The organism is Salinivibrio sp. IB872, from assembly GCF_001995345.1.
Lineage (GTDB): Bacteria > Pseudomonadota > Gammaproteobacteria > Enterobacterales > Vibrionaceae > Salinivibrio > Salinivibrio proteolyticus.
In genome coordinates this window covers 1-19,184 of sequence record NZ_MUFO01000016.1, presented here as the reverse complement: position 1 = coordinate 19,184, position 19,184 = coordinate 1, and the positions used below count along the sequence as shown (strand labels likewise).

The 19,184-nt window shown below is 49.4% G+C and carries 18 protein-coding genes and 1 pseudogene; 9 read left to right on the top strand and 10 right to left on the bottom strand.

Translation table 11 applies throughout. The annotated features are described in order from the left end of the window. Window positions 1-2: 2 nt before the first annotated feature. The 3 genes from BZJ18_RS08420 to BZJ18_RS08410 all read right to left on the bottom strand — a co-directional run bounded on the left by BZJ18_RS08420 (window position 3) and on the right by BZJ18_RS08410 (window position 3,396). On the bottom strand, window positions 3-650 hold the full coding sequence (locus BZJ18_RS08420) for an esterase/lipase family protein (protein WP_077456093.1): 648 nt from the start codon (window positions 648-650) through the stop codon (window positions 3-5). 182 nt (window positions 651-832) lie between these two features. Next, window positions 833-2,149 carry a YjiH family protein gene (locus BZJ18_RS08415; RefSeq protein ID WP_077456165.1) on the bottom strand — a complete coding sequence of 439 codons (1,317 nt, stop codon included), beginning with the start codon at window positions 2,147-2,149 and terminating at the stop codon, window positions 833-835. Window positions 2,150-2,553: 404 nt separating this feature from the next. Further along, window positions 2,554-3,396 carry a hypothetical protein gene (locus tag BZJ18_RS08410; protein ID WP_077456092.1) on the bottom strand — a complete coding sequence of 281 codons (843 nt, stop codon included), beginning with the start codon at window positions 3,394-3,396 and terminating at the stop codon, window positions 2,554-2,556. A 186-nt stretch (window positions 3,397-3,582) separates the two neighbouring features. Here BZJ18_RS08410 and BZJ18_RS08405 point away from each other — a divergent pair, with 186 nt between their 5' ends. Next, window positions 3,583-3,918: a DUF440 family protein gene (locus tag BZJ18_RS08405; protein ID WP_077456091.1), complete on the top strand. Its 336-nt coding sequence runs from the start codon at window positions 3,583-3,585 to the stop codon at window positions 3,916-3,918. A gap of 109 nt (window positions 3,919-4,027) precedes the next feature. Here the strand turns inward: BZJ18_RS08405 and emrD are convergent, their stop codons facing one another. The 5 genes from emrD to BZJ18_RS08380 all read right to left on the bottom strand — a co-directional run bounded on the left by emrD (window position 4,028) and on the right by BZJ18_RS08380 (window position 8,538). After that, window positions 4,028-5,239: a multidrug efflux MFS transporter EmrD gene (gene emrD / locus BZJ18_RS08400; protein ID WP_077456090.1), complete on the bottom strand. Its 1,212-nt coding sequence runs from the start codon at window positions 5,237-5,239 to the stop codon at window positions 4,028-4,030. A gap of 193 nt (window positions 5,240-5,432) precedes the next feature. Continuing rightward, on the bottom strand, window positions 5,433-5,894 hold the full coding sequence (locus tag BZJ18_RS08395) for a methyltransferase family protein (RefSeq protein WP_077456089.1): 462 nt from the start codon (window positions 5,892-5,894) through the stop codon (window positions 5,433-5,435). 110 nt (window positions 5,895-6,004) lie between these two features. After that, on the bottom strand, window positions 6,005-6,610 hold the full coding sequence (locus BZJ18_RS08390; RefSeq protein WP_077456088.1) for a GTP cyclohydrolase II: 606 nt from the start codon (window positions 6,608-6,610) through the stop codon (window positions 6,005-6,007). 119 nt (window positions 6,611-6,729) lie between these two features. After that, the gene (locus BZJ18_RS08385) at window positions 6,730-7,287 is read right to left on the bottom strand and encodes a sugar O-acetyltransferase (protein WP_077456087.1); all 558 of its coding nucleotides are present in this window, start codon (window positions 7,285-7,287) and stop codon (window positions 6,730-6,732) included. Between the two features lie 3 nt (window positions 7,288-7,290). Beyond that, window positions 7,291-8,538 (bottom strand): patatin-like phospholipase family protein, encoded by a 1,248-nt coding sequence (locus tag BZJ18_RS08380; protein WP_241824937.1) that lies wholly within the window; start codon window positions 8,536-8,538, stop codon window positions 7,291-7,293. A 973-nt stretch (window positions 8,539-9,511) separates the two neighbouring features. On the opposite strand from BZJ18_RS08380, the gene BZJ18_RS08375 reads away from it, so the two are divergent. The 5 genes from BZJ18_RS08375 (at window position 9,512) to BZJ18_RS08360 (ending at window position 14,753) form a co-directional block, all read left to right on the top strand. Beyond that, complete coding sequence (locus BZJ18_RS08375; RefSeq protein WP_069587598.1) at window positions 9,512-10,999, top strand: sodium-dependent transporter; 1,488 nt, start codon at window positions 9,512-9,514, stop codon at window positions 10,997-10,999. Next, window positions 10,996-11,097 (top strand): MetS family NSS transporter small subunit, encoded by a 102-nt coding sequence (locus BZJ18_RS17080; protein ID WP_096628241.1) that lies wholly within the window; start codon window positions 10,996-10,998, stop codon window positions 11,095-11,097. The genes BZJ18_RS08375 and BZJ18_RS17080 overlap by 4 nt, the downstream gene beginning before the upstream one ends. A 233-nt stretch (window positions 11,098-11,330) precedes the next feature. Next, a complete protein-coding gene (locus BZJ18_RS08370) occupies window positions 11,331-12,050 on the top strand; it encodes a response regulator (RefSeq protein ID WP_069587752.1) in 720 nt (239 codons plus the stop codon). After that, window positions 12,040-13,488, top strand: a complete 1,449-nt coding sequence (locus BZJ18_RS08365) for an ATP-binding protein (protein ID WP_077456085.1) — start codon at window positions 12,040-12,042, stop codon at window positions 13,486-13,488. Before BZJ18_RS08370 ends, BZJ18_RS08365 begins: the two co-directional genes overlap by 11 nt. Further along, a complete protein-coding gene (locus BZJ18_RS08360) occupies window positions 13,488-14,753 on the top strand; it encodes an ABC transporter substrate-binding protein (RefSeq protein WP_077456084.1) in 1,266 nt (421 codons plus the stop codon). Before BZJ18_RS08365 ends, BZJ18_RS08360 begins: the two co-directional genes overlap by 1 nt. A gap of 9 nt (window positions 14,754-14,762) precedes the next feature. On the opposite strand, the gene BZJ18_RS08355 is transcribed toward BZJ18_RS08360, so the two are convergent. Then, window positions 14,763-15,527 (bottom strand): DeoR/GlpR family DNA-binding transcription regulator, encoded by a 765-nt coding sequence (locus BZJ18_RS08355; RefSeq protein ID WP_241824938.1) that lies wholly within the window; start codon window positions 15,525-15,527, stop codon window positions 14,763-14,765. Between the two features lie 31 nt (window positions 15,528-15,558). Continuing rightward, entirely contained in the window at window positions 15,559-16,299 is a 741-nt protein-coding gene (locus tag BZJ18_RS08350) for a glycerophosphodiester phosphodiesterase family protein (RefSeq protein WP_077456083.1), read from the bottom strand. Between the two features lie 276 nt (window positions 16,300-16,575). Between BZJ18_RS08350 and ugpB the strand changes: the two genes are divergently transcribed. The 3 genes and pseudogenes from ugpB to BZJ18_RS08335 all read left to right on the top strand — a co-directional run. Next, complete coding sequence (gene ugpB, locus BZJ18_RS08345) at window positions 16,576-17,880, top strand: sn-glycerol-3-phosphate ABC transporter substrate-binding protein UgpB (RefSeq protein WP_077456082.1); 1,305 nt, start codon at window positions 16,576-16,578, stop codon at window positions 17,878-17,880. A 58-nt stretch (window positions 17,881-17,938) separates the two neighbouring features. Beyond that, the gene (gene ugpA, locus BZJ18_RS08340; RefSeq protein WP_077456081.1) at window positions 17,939-18,820 is read left to right on the top strand and encodes a sn-glycerol-3-phosphate ABC transporter permease UgpA; all 882 of its coding nucleotides are present in this window, start codon (window positions 17,939-17,941) and stop codon (window positions 18,818-18,820) included. Then, window positions 18,820-19,184 (top strand): annotated as a pseudogene (locus BZJ18_RS08335) (glycerol-3-phosphate transporter); the annotation flags it as partial. The gene ugpA and the pseudogene BZJ18_RS08335, both read left to right, overlap by 1 nt.

Below are 19,184 nucleotides of genomic sequence, written 5' to 3'. Positions count from 1 at the left end.
CGTTAGGGTTCAACTTGTACGGCTTGGTCGGAAGCAGGCTGGTAGCTGTCGATAATGGCGATCACTTTATCGCTCACCCGACGAGAAAACAGCAATGTAATGTGGGTGAGCGGAAAGACATCATGGCTGCTCATGCCTTCGATTTTGGTTTCTTCGACCAGCACAGTACCGTCGCAAACTTGGTTCTTTATCAGCAGTGATGCTGGGCCCCACGGGCAATTTCCGGCAATACTGTGTAAAGGCGGTAATCCCTGCCAGGGAATCACCTCATCGGGCAACAAAATAGATTGGCTCCGTTGGAACAGCCAGCCGCCCCACCCTAAATCATCAAACACCTTGGCGAGTGTTGCTCCTTGATGGGGGGTGCCGAGGGTAATCACCGCGTGTACCGCATCAGCAGGGTTATCGTCTAATTGCGCACTCTGCTCCAAATAGCGACGAATAATCAGCCCGCCCATCGAGTGGCCGATTAAAATCGTGGGCTGATGATTAATAAACGCATTGATGCGACGAGCAATTTGTTCAAAGTCCGGATCTAGGGTGTTATAAGAAAGGTTGAGCACCTCATGTCCTTGCTTTTCTAGGCGTTCACTTAGCGGGATCAAAAACACACCGTGCATGTACAGCCCATGAAGTGTCACTATTTTCATCCCATCTCCTTATTAAACCCTTACCGCTCATCATGTCGTGATAGACGAGTGGTGACATGCGAGATAATCCGCGTGCATTTACCATACCAAGCATAACGTGCTACTGCATGGATTCGTGACCCAAAAAAAACGCCCCACGTTGAAAACGCGAGGCGCTTAACAGACTGTTCTGGCCTATCGGCTTAGAAAATCAAATGTGCAACACCAGCGATCACCGGTAAGGTCACCAAGGTGCGCAAAATAAAGATCACAAACAGTTCCCAGATTTTGACTGGGATTTTACTGCCTAGCAGCAAAGCGCCCACTTCTGACATGTAAATCAACTGCGTGACCGACATCGCTGCAATCACAAAGCGAGTCATTTCGCTATCAATTTCCGCGGCAAGAATGGCAGGGATGAACATATCCGCAAAACCAATCACCATAGTTTCTGATGCTTTAACCGCCTCAGGAATATGCAGTAGCTCAAGCAAAGGAACAAACGGTGCACCTAGTACATTAAAGATACTGGTGTACTCAGCCACCATCAATGCCGCTGTACCAATCGCCATCACGACAGGGAGTACGCCCAATACCATGTCAACTGCGTTTTGAGCCCCTTCTTTGAGTACGCTGTTCACCGAGCGAATTTTTTCAGCACGGTTAAGCGCGCACTGTAAGCCGTAGCTCAGCGTAGTATGGCCTTCAGGCAACACTTCTTCGTTCGATTCGCGGGTTGAGCCGTCAATCAACTCGTCTTTTTTCCAGCAAAGTGGCGGAAGACGAGGAACAATAATCGCTGCAGCAATCCCCGCCAGACACACCGCCAAGTAGAACCAAGTAAACATGTGCATCAAGTCAACTTGGGCGATCACAACCAAGCTAAAGCTGATCGATACCGCTGAGAAGGTGGTACCGACAACCGCGGCTTCACGCTGCGTGTAAAAACCTTGCTCGTATTGCTTGCTCGTCATCAAGATACCGACACTGCCGTCGCCTAACCAAGATGCCGCACAGTCAACCGCCGAGCGGCCAGGCAAGCCAAATAATGGACGCATCACTTTGGTGAAAACGGCGCCTAACATCTCCAGCAGGCCAAAACTGGTCAGCAATGGCAACAGCAATCCGGCAAAAATAAACACAGACAGCAGGATAGGCAGCAGATCGTTAAGCACAAACGCGCCAGTAAGCTCACCCATGATCAGTTCAGAGCCGTAACCGAAGAAGGTCATGGCAACAAATACACCACCAATCACACGGGTGGCTAGCCAAATCGGTGAAACATTGAATAGGCCGTTGAGGAAACCGTGACGAGTAATAAAGCGGGGTTTGGCTAGCGTGACAATCAATGAGGTGACCGCACTGAAAACCACCAATGCGGTGACCACAGCGGTTGCCGAGCCGCCCAATAGATCAAGAACACTTCCGGCCATGACCGCAATGGGGATGGTGACACCGTCGCCGAAATTCACCGGCGTCATAAAGAGGAGTAAGCCAAGAAGCGATGGGATGGCGAACATCAGAATATTTCTCATCGAAGGCACCGTCGTCGAGAGAGAGTCAGTTTTTTGCATACGTCTGAATCCTGAATTTTTATTTGTGTCACAGTGATAAAACGACAAATTGTCGATTAATTATTCACTCACGGTGACTATCTGCAATCGAGATTACCGAATCATGCATGCGATGTAAATGTTTATTTAGTCATAAATACTGAATAAATACATCCATGGAGCACAACTGCTACGGCTCAATTGCGTTTTATAGTTCATCAAACCTTCATTTGTGAAAAGTTTGTTACACTATTTTATTGACCAAGATCAGATTCCGTTAGCAACTTGTAGGGTATAAGGTGGGCCAGCTCACAGATTATCGTAACCACGTTTTTGGATAACGGGTTGATATACACTGCGTATTGGTCCTGCTAACCGATTTTAAAGTCAATACGTGCATATTCTTTGATCAACCAGTCACCAAAGTCATTGAGGAGCATCATAACAGCACGTTTTTTTACAGGTTTGCGATCTAGCAGGATAAAAAGTCGCTCAATTGCTTGTTGTTTAGCAGGATAATGCTTAATAAACAATTCTGCACAGTCAGGTAGAGATTCCGTCCACGTTCCTTCTTTATGCAATACCAAACCAAACGCACCACGAATTAAGGTATCGGCAATGCGCTGAGCTGCAGTCAGTTGCGTGTTCCATGTCGTGGCCGCTTGAATTTTATGCTTGGCACGTGCCAGTTTACCGCTCAAATCAGGATTCATCGCTTTCGCTACTTCCCAACTCGCCTCGAAATGGCCAAAACTCTCGGAAAGATCTTGACCATACAAGCACATTGCACGATGTTTGAAAAAGAAGCCCCAGTGAAAGATTTCGGCCAAATCACGAACTTGTGACACTGTCACAGTGTCGATATGACAGCCATCGATGACTTTGCTATGGCTGGTTTTAATTCGCCATAACAAGGTATTCATGGCACTGGATTGGTCAAGCGTTAGTGGTTGGTGGCATACCACGGTTAAATGCAGGACAGACTCCCCCACTGTCGCACGACGCCAGACAATATCGCCGCTCACGTAGACACTGTGAAGCCGCTTACCGATCAAAGCACGAAGCTGTTTGATCGCTTTGACCATGACAGGGATAAATTCAGATTGTAGCGGCGAGCGCCGATCCGGCTCTGGTAAATAAGCCGGTTGAGATTGCAACTGAGTCACGACTTTCACACAAGGTTGAATGCGTGCGCTATTGTTGGTCATCTGCATGGACAAATCAACGCTCTACCACCGAATCTCACGCTGTATCAACGCGCTTGCTTAAATTGAGTACAGGGCTCTGCGTAAAGTTAAGCATAATCCTTGCCAGCTGTCGCGTTGGATAATTGACGTGCTGAGAATTCGTAACCACCGTGGTATAGTCCGAGCACGTCCAGAACGAATAGAGAGCACCCAATGACGCAATCAGCGCTAATGAGCTTGGATGAAATCCTCGAAACCGCCTTTGAGATCTTCGCGGAGATGGCACCGGATAATTTGGAGTATGACGATTTGGCGGCATACGAATCCCATTTTGAGGAAGACGGCGGCGCCATCGTGGTTGAAGTCGGCAGCGATTGGCCTGAGCATGTCGGGTCTGACATCAACCTCGCCCACTGTGCGGAAGTACAAATTGGGATGGCAAAAGAAGGCGCCTTGGCCGATGTGTTTGTGCGTATGCTACTCAGCCGCGATCCGGAAGAAAAATTCTGCCACTTATTGTGGAAACGCAGCCCCACACAAATGCACTGATGGCAGACCTCACGTCTACGATTGACGTGACAGCTCGCCTTTCTCGACCGCTATGGTCTGGATGAAAAGTTAAAAACGGCAGCCCATGCTGCCGTTTGCATTTGTATCCTTAGTGGACCGGTGCCGAGGTAGGATCGTCCCCGTGTTGGTCCGCACGATAACTCATCATCAAGCCAATGCTCGCCAGTATGCCGAGAGCAAGCATCATTGAGCCCAGAGAAAGCTGACTCGCGACACCTAATCGACTGGCCGCTAGCGTCACAAGACCTGCAAGCAGGTTTTGAGCGCCCCCCAAGATAGCACCCGCTGTGCCCGCATGATAAGGAAATGGGCTCAGTGCCCCCGTACTGGCCGCAGGGAATAACACGCCTGCACCGGCAAAATACACACAACCGCCGCTAATCAAGCTATACACAGAAACCTCGCCCATCAATCCTGATACAACAAGGATCCCTGCCCCCATTAATGCCATTACGCTACCCAGCGTCAATGTCGCGTAGTAGCCTATGGTATCGGCAAACCGACTAGATAGGCCCGAGCCCACTAAATAGGCAGGCAGTGGCGCTACAAAAAGGATACTGATCAGCGTCGGTGATAAATGTAATCCATCAGACATAATCACCCCAGCGGCCGCTTCAAAGACCGACACGCCCGAGAAGACCGTAATCAAACACAGCAGGTAACCTCGAAAACGTCGCGAGCTCATGACATGGCGGTAACGACCGATAAAATTACCAGGCTGACGTGCCTCTTGCGGTAACGTTTCGGTAAAACGCAGCGCCATCACTGCATAGACCACGATCGCTAGCAGCAGCAAGAAAAAGTAACTCGCCCGCCAGTTCAACACCTCGGTAAGGTATCCTCCTAATAAAGGCGCCATTAATGGTGAGAAAATAAGCCCCATACTCACCAAACTGTTGGCACGGTGCAACTTCGCGCCAGAGAAACAATCTCGGGTCAAGGTTCGCGCCATGGCGCCACCACAGCCAATCCCAGCGCCTTGCACCACACTGCCCACTAAAAACCACGAATAGGAATGCGCCAACAGCGTGATCCCTGTCCCGACCAAGAATATGGCAAGGCCGGCCAAAATAACGGGCTTACGCCCAATGCGGTCAGAGATGGGGCCATAAATAAACTGAGACAACCCGTACGGGATCAAGTAGCACGCCATCACCGCCTGCAATAGCGCCGGTGATACCGAGAAATCTGCGGCCATCGCTGCAATCGATGGAACATACATGGTTTGAGTCATTTGACCCACCGCAGCCAGCATTACAATGAGCAGCAACAACTTACCCATAGGCATTGCCGAAGACATTCCTACACTCCTAAAAATGAATTATGCGAAATAATGATTTGATAAGTGGGTGTTGCAAAGTTTTACGCTAGGCACACGAAAAACATCACAACAAAAGACAGCGCGATAATAGGCCTGAGCAGTGAGGAAAGCAATGGGCGTTTAGTCGCCGCAACACGATTCTTTATCATGATTGAGATTAGTTTTTCTAATCTCAAATCCAGCGTCTGACTTGTGCCCGATATTTAGCAAAAGCGTCGGGCCAATGCGCAGCGAGTCGCTGCTCTTCAGAGAAGATAAAGGTCATCGACAGATATGTCATATAGGCGGGAACCAAGCCCCAACACCAAAGAGAGTTAAAGTAGAATCCAGCACTAACGATGATCAGTACCAAAGCGAGATACATCGGATTGCGCGTATAGGCATAAATGCCGGTTGTGACTAAGGCTGATGGCTCTTTGATTGGATCAACGGTGGTGTGATGACGATGAAATGCCCACTTCGCCGCCACCAGCAGCCCGATGGCCAGAGCAAGCGGAAACCCAGCCCAATATGGCGAACCTAATCTGAACGGAAAAGAAAAATAGTGGTTGAGCAACACACCGAAACCCACGGTGAGTAACATCGCAATGGGTGGCAAAGGTGGGAAAATATACTGCCAAAATTGCGTTTTCATGACTCGTCCTTGAGTGAAAGCTTATATATCGCGCCGCACTGTATCGAAAAAGGGCAGTGACTGTCACTGCCCCTGCGTAAAGTTTGCGACTAAGCACAACTCACTACCGCTTAATCTTGCTCGATATTCAAACGATGTTTGCCATGCTCAATTTTGGCTTTTAAATAATTGCGATTGCCTTCTTTGAGGTGCGCTTTGGTGCCAATCACTTCTTTGAGATCAATACCGGCAGCTTGGAGTTCTTCGATCTTTTTCGGGTTGTTGGTCACTAACCGAATGCGATGAATGTCCAAGGCTTTTAGCATTTGTGCGGCTTCAGTAAAGTCACGTAAATCGTCTGCAAAGCCAAGATGGTTATTGGCTTCGTAAGTGGTCATGCCTTGGCTTTGTAACTCATAAGCATCAAGCTTATTGTACAGGCCAATTCCACGCCCTTCTTGACGAAGATAGAGGATAATCCCGCCATCTTCCCCCATCTTTTGGATCGTTTCTTCGAGCTGCTCACCACAATCACACCGTGATGAATGGAATACATCGCCCGTTAGGCACTCAGAATGCATTCGCACTAGGGGAGTTGGATCGGTCACGTCCGCTTGTTTAAAAATAAGCGCAACGTGCTCCTGTCCAGACGCTAGTCCTTCAAAAGATAGAATTTCGGCAGGGATGTGGCTCCCTACTCCAACGTTCAGAGGCACCCGAGCCCTTACTTTTACCATTAGAATTTGTCTCTTACTACTGACACCCGAATCAGGGCGTTAACATTACTACAGCGTTACCAGGATGCCAATTAGAAAATGTTATATTATAACATTTTCCACCCAAGTAATGGCTATCTCTATTGTAAACGCCGGACAACCTCGGCTGGATTACCTGCCACAATGGAAAAAGGTTCGATATCTGTATCCACCACTGATCCCGCCTCAATCACCACACCCTCACCAATCGCAACGCCTGCTTTGATCACAGTGTTGCCCTCGATAATGACGTTATTGCCAACAATCACGCTTTGTGAGGTTTCACACTCTCCACGAGCAATGTCGAGCGGCAGTACGCGATGGCGCGTGGTATAGATACCTACATTGGGACCGATGCTGACATTATGCCCGATCCGAACATGGGCCCCATCAAGCATGGTGCAATTAGGTCCAATACTAACGTTATCGCCGATTTCAATATTCATCCCGTAGTGACAAAAAAACGGCGCATCAATGTCCACATTGGATCCGATCCCTGCAAATAGCTTGGTCGTTACTATCGCAAGGTTATCGGCGTCTTCAGGATCGATACGATTAAACTGTTGGCATAAGCGGCGCGCAGCATAGCGAAATAAGGTTAATTCCTCATCGGCTGGAGAATACGGCAACCCCCGCTGCATTTTTTCAAACTCCGTCATCACCTATCCTTGGTGTGGTAACGCTACTGAGGTGGGCTCAAAAGCCTCACTTTTAACGGTTGATATGGTATTGAGAGCATCGCCGTATTGCGCCATAAACTGATTGCCAAGCGATAAGCCCAGTTGATAGTCCGCATCGAGTTGCTCAGGCTTGCTCAATAATGCACTGCTTTGTAGCGGTGCGCTCGGCGCAATTTGTAACACCTGTGCACGAGGTGGTGGCTCGGCTAAAAACTGCAATTCGTTTTGATAGCTTTGATAGTGCGTAGTGAGCATTTTGAGCATCTCGCTGCTCAGCGGTTTACCCGATAACGACTGCAACCGGTAAATCGTGTCGCCGCCAAAGAGCCAGCGTCCACCGTTTTGCATCGCTTTTTCTCTCATTCCATCGCGAACACGGCTCACCCATTGCTCACGGCTAGACTTGTAGCGCTCGGAGAGTTCGGCCAACTGCTTGTTCAACTCCTTCTGAAAGGTCTCAAACCGGGTTAGACGGTACTTAAATTCAAAATTAGAGAGATAGTCAGAGAGCTTAAACTGCGGCTTTTTGGCTTCAAACTTGGTCCGTAATGTATCCAAAAAGTGGCTTTGATCTTCTGGGCCGCCTTTGTCTTGCTCCAACGTCGGCTCGGTGCGAATCACCACAATAATATCCGCCCCACGAGCGAAGGCTTCTTTCGCTGGAACAGCGGCACTCACGCCACCGTCAACATAGCGCTTACCATTAATGCAAACCGGGTGCGGATAAAGCAAAGGGATGGCACAGGTTGCTTTGAGTGCATCTGGCCAAGTGTCATCGGTAATCGAGAAAAAGGCCGGTTTCAGGGTATCAACCTCAGTCACGCACGCGTAGGCCCCTCTTCCGTTCAAGTGTCGCTTCGCTGTTTCAATGTCCAGCGCAGCCTCATGACCCGGCAATGCCGTACTAAGCGCCCAATCTAAATCCATATGGTGTTGGCGACGCACATACTTCATTAGGTGGAAAAAGCGCTCTTGCGTGGTGACCTCAGTGATAAACCGATGCCCATAACGGTGCTGCTGGCATACATATGCCGTCAAGTTGAGTGCGCCGGCAGACGTGCCCAAATAAAGTTGAAACGGATCAAAGCGGGCACTAAGAAATGCATCAAGCACGCCTGCGGTAAAAATCCCGCGTTGCCCGCCTCCCTGCAGTACCAGCGCAATACGCTGTGGCCGGGTAAAATGGCGCGGTGCAATTGGCATTGCCGTACCGGGAGAGTTGTCTGTCAAAGCTTGCTTACTTCTTAACACTTTCGCCCCTTATTCATCGTGCATAACGCTTTATGCGAGCATAGCTATTTATTAGCGTACAGCTTTTGATTAGCGTATCGCCTTCAGTGTATTCGATCACTTCCAGCGCGCTCGCCGCTATGCATGGTAACGCTTACCGCGCAACGTCGCTACTCACAATTAGGGCGCCAGTGTCCATTCTCGTTAACAGCGAACCGATGATAATTAAGACAACACAGCGACAGCAGCAAAAGTGAAAATCATACCCAGCGCGCAAACAGCGGTTGTCAGTGCGTATGCAAGTGTTTTATCCATGTTGATACTCCTTGTTGACATAATAATTAACCCCAAAGACGCCGCGGATCAGGTGCAATACCTATTAATCCAAGTATATACCCTCTCCTGTCAAAGCTGCACCGACGTCGACTGGGCGCGTTCTTACAAATCTAAACTACTGATTAAAAGACAAAAAACATCGCCATTATGTCGTGAATAAAATGGCGAATCTGAGGCGATCATCATGTTTTCCCTATCCTCATCGTGACGATCCGCGAGTAAAGATACCTGTGTGAACTTAAATTCAAGGGGGCATTTTGCTGTTTTTTTCGTCACCCAGACAGCAAATCAAAATAACGATCATTCGCCTCTATTGATAATTTTGATAGCTCAATCGTCTACCTAAAAAATAAAAGCCCAGCATGAAACACCACTTATAACTGTTTACACCAAGTTAACAAAAATTTTTGTGCTAACTGCTTGGTTTTGCGGCTATTGATTTAGGCCTGACCAGTGCTTAATCTGCCATCAATGCCCGTCCTGGATAAAAATTTCAACATACGGGCAACAGGAAGTTAAAACTTATAATTGTGGGAATGTGCTATTTCTTTCATATAAGCCATAAAACGATCTGCAGCCTCACAACACTGCGATACCTATATGGTGAAAGATGGTAGCGATTCGCAAAGGAGTAGATATGAAACGAGAACAATGGGGCTCGCGCGCTGGCTTTATTTTAGCCGCTGTCGGGTCAGCGATTGGCTTAGGGAACATTTGGCGATTCCCTTATATGGCCTACGAAAACGGTGGCGGCGCCTTTTTTATTCCATACCTTTTCGCCATGCTCACCGCCGGTATCCCCTTTATGATCATGGAGTTTGGGTTAGGCAAAAAACTCCGCGGCTCGTCGCCTGTGGTCTTTTCTAAACTCAATACCAAGTTTGAATGGTTAGGCTGGTTCCAAGTTCTGATCGCCGCAACCATCGGTATTTACTATGTTGCCGTTATTGGTTGGGCCATCTCTTATTTTGGCTTCTCGTTTGGCCAAGATTGGGGCACAGATACCAACGCGTTCTTTTTCTCTGACTATTTGAAGCTAGGAGAAAATTCACCCACCAACTTAGGCGATTGGCAATGGCATATTGCAATTCCGATGATCATCGCGTGGGCAATCACTTATGCAGCTGTCTATCGTGGTGTCAAAGGTGGGATTGAAAAAGCCAGCAAGATTATGATGCCGCTGCTATTTATCATGGTGATCTTGCTGATTGGCCGCGTGGTGATGCTGCCAGGTGCCCTTGATGGCTTGAACTACTTATTTGCGCCTGACTTTAGCAAGTTGTTGGATGCAAAAGTCTGGTCGGCCGCCTACGGACAGATTTTCTTCACCTTGTCCGTTGGGTTTGCCATCATGCTGGCCTACTCCAGCTACCTGCCTGAAAAATCGGACGTAAACAACAACGCCTTGATGACAGTGCTGATCAACTGCGGCTTCTCCATTGTGGCAGGGGTATTGATCTTCTCCATTTTGGGCTACATGGCAGCAGAGCAAAGTAAAGGCATTACCGATGTCGTCAGTGGTGGTGTAGGGCTTGCCTTTGTCACGCTACCAGCGGCGATCAATTTACTGCCGATCCCCTATATCCTCGGGCCATTGTTCTTCCTGGCGCTCGTCGTTGCTGGGCTGAGCTCACACATTTCGATTATCGAAGCAGTGACTGCATCGATCATGGATAAGCTGAACCTTGCACGTGAAAAGGCAGCGACAGCCGTCTGCGGCGTTGGCTTCGTGGTTTCGATGGCCTTTGCAACCAATGGCGGCCTGTTGCTTCTCGATTTGGTGGACTACTTCGTCAACAACGTAGCGCTGCTAGCAAGCTGTTTGATTGAACTCATTGTCGTCGGCTGGTTGGTGAAACTTTCCGATATTCGCCAATACGTTAACCGCGTGTCTGAGTTTAGTGTTGGCCAGTGGATGGAAGTGTGTATCCGCTTTGTCAGCCCAATTATGTTGGCCGTGATCATCACCAAAAACTTGATCAACACGGTTAATGAAGGATACGGCGGCTATGCACAGTTCGAACTCATCACCCTAGGTTGGGGGCTCGTCGCTGCCATGGTTGTCGTTGGCATCATCGTGAACTCAACCACAACGCCCGCACGCGATATGGAGACAGAATCATGACCACAGGCGCAATTGTAATGATGATCATAGGTTTCGCGGTCACATGGGGTGGCGCGGCACTGTGTATTCACAAAGCAATGCACAGCGATAGCGAGTAATCCTGTCGAGCATCTCGCTAAGATTTCTAAAGCCCTCTTCGGAGGGCTTTTTCGATTTCGGCTATTTTATTCTTTGTTTGCCTGCATTCTCGTTCGTTCTGTCTAAAGGATGTGGTCTGACCTTGATCAAGTCGCTGATTAATTATGCAAAGTGCGTCATTGTCAGTAGCATCACAGGCCCAAACCACCGATAATGGCGCTCATTGATGTTGGTAAAAAAGGGTATCGGCGCTATGGCTGCAGCCAAACGCATTTTAGTGGTTGATGACGATGTAGAAATTCGCGAGCTTTTGCAGGCCTATCTGTCCAAAGCAGGATATGAAGTGACCACCGCGCAAAATGGTCATGAAATGCGCTCGAAGCTTGCGGTCCAATACCCGGACCTTATCTTACTTGACGTGATGCTTCCCGGTGATGATGGCTTTACCTTATGTAAAGCCATTCGCAAAGACTCCAGCGTGCCAATCATTATGCTCACCGCGGTGTCTGATGAAACCGATCAAATCGTTGGCCTAGAACTGGGCGCAGATGATTATATTGCCAAACCCTTTAGTCCTCGTCAGCTCATTGCTCGTATTCGTGCTTTGCTTCGCCGCACCCAACAATTGCAAGAAACGACCTTATCGCGGCCGAAAGCGATTCGGTTTGGGCAATGGCGCTTGGAGCCGGCGACACAACAGCTACATCAAGTGGTCACCGGCATGGAGATTGAACTCTCGGCATCGGATTATGCGCTGCTGATGTTGTTTATAGATAACCCCCACCAATTGTTAGATCGCAACGCCATTAGCCAAGCCACCCGAGGCCGCGACGCTCAGCCACAAGAACGAGGCATAGACGTCCAAGTGAGTCGCCTACGACAGCGCCTGCGTGATAATGGTAAAGCAAACCTAATCAAAACCGTCCGCGGTGCGGGCTATATGTTTGTCGCTGAGATCCAATATGAATCATGAGTGGTTACAACGGCTCGTGCCGCGCTCTCTCCTCTCGCGTACGCTGCTCCTTACCCTATTGTCCGTCGTGCTCGCACAGGTGATCGCGACATCAATTTGGTACACCCAATCCAAACGCACGCAGCTGGCGGGGTTAGAGTCCGCGTCAGCCAGCTTGGCGAATATGTTCGCGTCGACAACCACCTTTTTTCAGTCCTTGCCCGTCGCGTACCGCCATATCGCATTAAATCAACTACGCAATATGGGCGGAACCCGTTTTTTTGTCTCTTTCAACAAAGAAAAAATCAACATCACCCCTATAGAAGAGACCCAAGCGAAACAGGTAGCGGTCAATACCGTCTCGCAAGTGCTAGAGGCGCAACTGCCCGCGCTGAGCACCATTGACGTGGAATTTTCCCGCCCCGAGACGCTGCGCGTCTTAAACAACGACATATTACTCCGCGACCTACCCAAATCATGGGCGCATCATACTCTGAGCCTTGAGCCACTTAATCCCCCTATTTTGGTGGTGCAAATGGAGCTCAAAAGCAATGAGTGGATTTACATCGCAGCCCTGCTCCCCGCGCCGTATGTCACCTTAGACGATACGTTGATCACGGCGGATCAGGTGGTCTTTATTGTGGTGATCACCGCGTTACTGTTGTTGTTCACTTACAGTTTAATTCGTCAACAAGCGCGGCCACTCAAACGCTTAGCGAAAGCGGCGAACCTGTTTAGTACAGACATTGAACAACCACCACTCAAAGAAGAAGGCGCTGCAGAGATCGCGATTGTGACGCGCGCATTCAACCGTATGCAGCGTCGATTACAACGGCATTTGCGAGAGCGTGAAACCCTATTTCGCTCGATGTCACATGATTTAAAAACGCCGATAACCCGATTACGTCTGCGGGCCGAATTGATTGATGATGATATCCAAGCCGCCAAAATGAACAAAGACTTGGATGAGCTCGAAATCATGGTAAAAGGTGCCGTTCAAACCGTGCGTGATACCGACATTCACGAAAACATGGCCGAGATTGATGTGATTGATTTCTTGGCGGTGATCGCCGAGCCCCACAATCAAGATCGGGTGCGTGTCACCATCGAATGTGAGGCGGTGAAAGGCTTTACCTGTAAACCTCTAGCGTTTAAACGCTGCCTATCTAATTTGATTGATAACGGCGTTAAATACGGCGAACAAGTCACCATCTATGTGATGGATGCCGAACACACGCTGGATATCACTCTAATAGACCAAGGGCCAGGGATCCCAGAAGAAGAGCTCGACTCAGTCTTTGACCCCTACGTGCGCCTTCATACCGATAACGAGGGCTCAGGGTTAGGGCTTGGCATTGCGCGTGATATTATTCATGCCCATGGCGGTGACATGGTACTCAGCAACCGCAATGAAGGTGGCCTGCAAGTCGATATTAGTTTTCCACGGGTAGAAGAATAATGCGATTGACTCTCAAAGCACTGTGCGCCAGCGTCATTCAATCGACACTGCTGTATGTGACGCCTGCCGCCCATGCCAGTGAGGTGGAAGTCCTCCATTGGTGGACGTCGGCGGGAGAAGCCAAAGCGGCCTCCGTTTTACGCGCGGGGATCGAGCAACGCGGTCATCAATGGCGTGATTTTGCGGTCGGCGGACAAGCGGGGATCAGCGCGATGAATACCTTAAGGATCCGCGCAATCAGTGGTAATCCTCCTCTCGCCGCACAGATTAAAGGACCAGAGATTACCGAATGGGCGCGTTTAGGCTTTTTACGCAACCTCAATGACATTGCGGAAGCAGAACACTGGGAAGACAAAATCCCTGCCCCACTTCGTGACGTGATGCAATACCAAGGGGATTATGTCGCGGCCCCGATTAATATTCACCGCGTGAACTGGCTTTGGATCAATCTGCGTGCCTTTGAGGAAGCAGGGGCTGCCATTCCCCATGATTTTGAGAGCTTTTTTATCGCTGCTGACAAGCTACAGCAGGCTGGCTATATCCCACTGGCATTAGGCGGAGAACCTTGGCAGGTGGCGACCTTGTTTGACACACTCGCCTTATCCGTAATGGGGCCTGAACATTATCAGCAAGCCTTTCTCGACTTTGATCGCGAGGCGCTATTAAGTGACGGCGTCACAAAATCATTTTCTCTATTAGCCAAAATGCGCCCCTACACCGACTCCGACAATCTCGGCCGGAATTGGAGTGATACCACACGACTATTGATCGATAACCAAGCGGGCATGCAAGTGATGGGCGATTGGGCGAAAGGTGAATTTCTTGCTGCGGATCAGCAAGAGGGAAAAAACTTTACCTGTGTCGCGGTCCCCGGTACAGAGCWAGCGTTTAGCTATAACATAGATAGCTTTGTCTTTTTTAAGCCAAACAATACCGAAGAGCGACAAAGCCAAACGGATATGGCCGAATACTTGCTAACATCCCAGTTTCAACGCGATTTCAATCGCTACAAAGGCTCACTGCCTATTCGCTTTGATATCCCACTCCCGAACGGGGACACCTGTGCCGAAAAATCGCGTCAGGCCTTTCTCTATGCCGAGCAGCACAACACGCTTAGCCCAAGTATGTCGCATGGATTATCGACCACCCGTTACGTCCAAAGCGCGATTTTTGATGTGATTAATGAATTCTTTTATAACCCTAAGCAAACACCCGAGGAGGCGACCCAAGCCCTCTATCGCGCCATTTTATCTGCACAGGCCTAATTCAACAGATTAGGCCTCATCCGTTGGCCCATCATGCTGACACAGTACGCGGGGAATGGTGGCATCTAATCCGGTGTAATTGGTAAAGACACAATCAAACGTCGCAAGCGATGTCACACGAACCGGCGCTTGGCGTTGCCATTTTGAGCGGTCCGCCACCAGCCATCGCGCGGTTGCATTGGCTAAAATCGTTTCGCTCACCGCCGCTTCATCGGGAGTAAACTCGCACGCCCACCCTTGTTCACTGACAGCCGCACAACCAATAATGGCAATATCAGGCTGAAAACGAGACAAAAATTGGATCACCGAATGGCCAACCATATCTTGATCATTGGCGCGTAGTTTTCCCCCCGCTAACCATACATCAATATGCGGATTCGCCCCCAAACGATGCGCCACCTTAAGGTTATTAGTCACCACCCGTAGATCTTTGCGAGAAAGCAATTGATCCGCAATCGCCGACGCCGTAGTACCGATACCTAGCATCACGGTGACACCATCAGGGATACGCGCAGCAACCGCCTGAGCAATCGCTTCTTTTTCGCGTGAGTGACTTTGTAAGCGTCGCTGATAATCGGTATTGGCCAACGCTGCCGGCACACTGATCCCGCCATGATGGCGTCGCGCTAACCCGAGTGCACACAGTTGATTGATATCGCGACGGATAGTTTGGGTAGTCACCGAAAATTGGACCGCCAAGGTATCCGTTTCTAAGTGTTCTACCTCATTGAGCTGGCGCATAATCGCCTGCTGACGTCGATTTAAATCAGCCACGTCTGTCAACGTATTCCTCTCCTAGATTCGCTCATTCCGTTGGCTCAGAACCTAAATAGTTAGATGGCGCGTCGGTGATCATCATATCGACCCCCCATTCCCAAAGGTGCGCAACCTCTTCAGGGTGATTAGGGGTGTAACATTTAATCTTTAAACCGCTCGCTTTAATCGCTTTGGCTTGTACCTCTGTTATGCCGCGATAGTGACAATGGATACTGTAGGTTGCGAGATCTTGATAACGTTGCCAGTCTTCGGGCACCACATCCCATAAAATCGCTCTTGCCACGCTCGGCATCGTCGTTTGACAGTAGGCAAGCGCCTCGAGAGAGAATGAAGAAAGCAGTACCCGCTCGAGTGGGAATTCGGTTTCACTCAGTGTGGCGGCAACTGCATCACACAAACGTGGAATATCCGTTTCAGGGTAGGTTTTTATTTCGATATTGATGTGCAATTCATCGGCAGCCACTTGGGCTAGCACGGCGGCCAAGGTGGGAACGCGCTCGCCTTGATATTGCGTATCAAAATATCCGCCAGCATCGAGCTGCGCAAGCTGGGCATAAGGTGTTTCCCCTAGCCGACCCACACCATTGGTGCAACGACTCAGTGTGTCATCATGAAACACAACGGGTACCCCGTCTTGTGTCAGTTGGACATCGATTTCAACCCATTTCATTCCCCATAAGCGCACTTGGCGAATCGAAGCCAAGGTATTTTCAGGAGCATCCGCGGCGACACCTCGGTGGCCACAGAGTTGTTTGGGGCTAATTTTCATTTGAACATTTCTCTTTAGTCAGTGATGGCAGCGCCAATTTGGCGATCCTTAGACGCATTGTCGCCGAATTAGCTTACAGTTTTGTTACTTACAGGTGTCAGATATTTCAGCATTTTCATGCACAAAGTCTGCGCTCGTTAACAGAGATTTAACCTTAAGTGCGACCCCAGTCAAAAGTCATCAAATCGTCATCTCCCTTTTCGTATCCGTTCATATTATGTTCATTTTTGTTCATTAAGTTGCGTCATGTTCACACCCACTCAAAAGGAGTTATGCATGAAAACCCAACGCTTAACCGCGATCTCTTCGGCCCTTCTGTTGGCCTCTTTTTCTGCCAACGCAGCAACCGAAATTGAATGGTGGCACGCGATGGGCGGGAACTTAGGCGAAAAAGTGAATGAAATCGCTGAAAAGTTCAATGCCAGTCAGGATGACTATATTGTTAAACCGGTATACAAAGGCAACTATACCGAAACCATGACCGGCGCCGTCTCTGCGTTCCGCGCCAACAAACAACCTCATATTGTGCAGGTGTTTGAAGTTGGCACCGCGACCATGATGTCAGCAAAAGGCGCCGTCTATCCGGTGTACAAGCTGATGAAAGATGCCAACGAGCCCTTCGATCAATCTGATTATCTCTCGTCTGTCACCGGCTATTATTCGGATGAAGACGGCAACATGCTGTCAATGCCATTCAATAGCTCAACGCCCGTCCTGTATTACAACAAAGACTTGTTCAAACAAGCCGGTGTTCAGCCTCCTAAAACCTGGGAAGACGTTGAAACCGCATCGAAAAAGCTCCTCGCGAACGGCGCGAAATGTGGCTTTACCACAGGTTGGCAATCGTGGGTACAAATTGAAAACCTTGGCGCCCGTCACAACGCCCCCATTGCGACCAATGACAATGGCTTTGCCGGTATCGACAACAAAATGTTGATCAACAAAGCACCTTTTGTCGATCACATTCAGAAGATGGCCGATTGGCAGCAAGCTGGCATTTTCGAATACGGTGGCCGCCGCTCTGACAGTGCACCACTGTTTTACAGCGGTGAGTGTGCCATGTACATGAATTCATCGGCCTCTTATGCCGGTGTGAAAGAAAGCGTCAAGGACTTCGAGTTTGGCGTTGCAAAACTGCCGTACTGGAACAAAGCAGTCGAGCAGCCACGAAATACCATTATCGGTGGCGCCACCCTGTGGGTTCTGCAAGGCCACGAGTCTGAAGAATACAAAGGCGTCACCCAGTTCTTCTCTTTCCTCTCTAAACCTGACATCCAAGCTGATTGGCACCAGTTCACTGGCTACTTACCCATCACCCATGCAGCGTACGAGCTGAGTAAGAAACAAGGCTTCTATGCGCAGAACCCAGGGACTGACATTGCTATCAAGCAAATGACAGAAGTAGAGCCAACACCGGCATCAAAAGGGATTCGCTTGGGCAACTTCGTGCAGATCCGCGATGTGATCAACGAAGAGCTTGAAACGGTTTGGTCTGGCGACAAATCGGCACAAGAAGCGCTCGACGAAGCGGTTGAGCGTGCCAATGGTCTGCTGTCTAAATTCGCGAAAGCGAACAAATAAGTTAGTTGTTGTATGAAGGAGCGGTGCCTTAGGCCCGCTCCTGTTATTGAGAAAGCCTATGTCCAATAAACCCACATTTAACCATTGTGCGTTTCCAATACTGCTCCTCACGCCTCAGTTATTGATTACGTTTGTCTTCTTTTTATGGCCCGCCGCACAGGCCATTTGGCAATCAACCTTATTAGAGGATCCATTCGGCCTGAGCACCGAATTTGTCGGGGTGGAAAACTTTATCGAACTGCTCGGTGATTCAAGCTACTACGGCTCCTTTTTTACCACGCTGTTTTTTAGTTTTGCCGTCGCAGGCACCGCGTTGATCTCTGCCCTTATCCTCGCAGTCATGGCCGACCGTGTGATTAAAGGCGCCACAGGCTACAAAACATTATTAGTATGGCCCTATGCCGTCGCACCAGCTGTCGCTGGGGTACTGTGGCTCTTTATGTTTAACCCGACCGTCGGTGTATTGGCACATGCGCTGAAAGCGCTGGGGCTAGACTGGAACCCGTTTACCCACTCGGGAGACGCAATGACCATGGTGATCATTGCCGCAACATGGAAGCAGATCAGCTATAACTTTCTGTTTTTCCTCGCAGGGTTGCAGTCTATTCCTCGCTCCTTGATTGAAGCGGCTGCCATTGATGGCGCCGGCCCGGGTAAACGGTTTTTTACCATTATCTTCCCGCTGCTCTCGCCCACCTCTTTCTTCTTACTGGTGGTCAATTTGGTGTATGCCTTTTTCGAAACCTTTGGCGTGATCCATGCCATGACACAAGGTGGCCCGGGACAGTCCACTACCACCTTGGTTTACAAAGTCTACGCCGATGGGTTTGTCGGTCTCAATCTGGGCTCATCAGCGGCGCAATCTGTGGTGCTCATGCTATTGGTCGGTGCGCTGACCGTTATCCAATTTAAATATGTTGAAAAGAAGGTGGCTTACTGATGGTTGAACGTCGCCCTTGGTTAACTTTTTTCTCGCACTTGGTATTGATGCTGGGTGTTGCGTCAGTGGCCTTGCCAGTATGGCTTGCACTTACTGCCGCTACGCACGATAGCAGTGCGTTTGTGAGTGGCATGACGCCGCTGTGGTTTGGGGATAAAGGTTTGTCGGTGTTTCAAGAGGTCCTCACAGAAGGCACCTCGCGCGAACTGAAGRTCTCGGTCGCAGGCATGCTGTGGAATTCTTTTTTAATGGCGATGGGAATTTCACTGGGTAAGCTGGTCATTTCTATTTTATCGGCCTATGCGGTGGTGTACTTTCGTTTTCCCGGTCGCATGCTGGCTTTTTGGGTGATCTTTATGACCCC

Excerpts from the sequence above, each read along its gene's own strand:
- BZJ18_RS08420 (WP_077456093.1), bottom strand. The coding sequence starts at position 650 with ATGAAAATAGTGACACTTCATGGGCTGTACATGCACGGTGTGTTTTTG.
- BZJ18_RS08415 (WP_077456165.1), bottom strand. The coding sequence starts at position 2,149 with ATGTTCGCCATCCCATCGCTTCTTGGCTTACTCCTCTTTATGACGCCG.
- BZJ18_RS08410 (WP_077456092.1), bottom strand. The coding sequence starts at position 3,396 with ATGCAGATGACCAACAATAGCGCACGCATTCAACCTTGTGTGAAAGTC.
- BZJ18_RS08405 (WP_077456091.1), top strand. The coding sequence starts at position 3,583 with ATGACGCAATCAGCGCTAATGAGCTTGGATGAAATCCTCGAAACCGCC.
- emrD (WP_077456090.1), bottom strand. The coding sequence starts at position 5,239 with ATGTCTTCGGCAATGCCTATGGGTAAGTTGTTGCTGCTCATTGTAATG.
- BZJ18_RS08395 (WP_077456089.1), bottom strand. The coding sequence starts at position 5,894 with ATGAAAACGCAATTTTGGCAGTATATTTTCCCACCTTTGCCACCCATT.
- BZJ18_RS08390 (WP_077456088.1), bottom strand. The coding sequence starts at position 6,610 with ATGGTAAAAGTAAGGGCTCGGGTGCCTCTGAACGTTGGAGTAGGGAGC.
- BZJ18_RS08385 (WP_077456087.1), bottom strand. The coding sequence starts at position 7,287 with ATGACGGAGTTTGAAAAAATGCAGCGGGGGTTGCCGTATTCTCCAGCC.
- BZJ18_RS08375 (WP_069587598.1), top strand. The coding sequence starts at position 9,512 with ATGAAACGAGAACAATGGGGCTCGCGCGCTGGCTTTATTTTAGCCGCT.
- BZJ18_RS17080 (WP_096628241.1), top strand. The coding sequence starts at position 10,996 with ATGACCACAGGCGCAATTGTAATGATGATCATAGGTTTCGCGGTCACA.
- BZJ18_RS08370 (WP_069587752.1), top strand. The coding sequence starts at position 11,331 with ATGGCTGCAGCCAAACGCATTTTAGTGGTTGATGACGATGTAGAAATT.
- BZJ18_RS08365 (WP_077456085.1), top strand. The coding sequence starts at position 12,040 with ATGAATCATGAGTGGTTACAACGGCTCGTGCCGCGCTCTCTCCTCTCG.
- BZJ18_RS08350 (WP_077456083.1), bottom strand. The coding sequence starts at position 16,299 with ATGAAAATTAGCCCCAAACAACTCTGTGGCCACCGAGGTGTCGCCGCG.
- ugpB (WP_077456082.1), top strand. The coding sequence starts at position 16,576 with ATGAAAACCCAACGCTTAACCGCGATCTCTTCGGCCCTTCTGTTGGCC.
- ugpA (WP_077456081.1), top strand. The coding sequence starts at position 17,939 with ATGTCCAATAAACCCACATTTAACCATTGTGCGTTTCCAATACTGCTC.